The sequence below is a fragment of the Psychrobacter sp. TB55-MNA-CIBAN-0194 genome (assembly GCF_040309505.1).
GTDB lineage: Bacteria > Pseudomonadota > Gammaproteobacteria > Pseudomonadales > Moraxellaceae > Psychrobacter > Psychrobacter fozii.
In genome coordinates this window covers 1-232 of record NZ_JBEOOW010000843.1, presented here as the reverse complement: position 1 = coordinate 232, position 232 = coordinate 1, and the positions used below count along the sequence as shown (strand labels likewise).

At 41.4% G+C, this 232-nt stretch carries 1 protein-coding gene; it reads right to left on the bottom strand.

Annotated features, from left to right (window positions below; translation table 11 throughout):
- Window positions 1-232 (bottom strand): hypothetical protein (locus AAEY75_RS17305; RefSeq protein WP_352260426.1); only part of this gene is annotated, 232 nt, incomplete at both ends.

Genomic DNA, 232 nt, shown 5'->3' with positions numbered 1-232 from the left:
CCCTAACGGTTTTACCACGACTTCGATACGCGAGCCAGCTATCTGATCGACCTGCAGGGCAATATTCTGTCCAGTACGGTTTTTAATGATAATCACCGGCAAGCTTGTATTGGTATTGACCACCAATTCATTGAGTTTATTGCCTGATAAAATCTCATTTAAATAACGCACGCGATAATCATTGTCTTCAAAGTTGAGGGTCGCATCATTTGACTGATAGTAGTCATAAAGC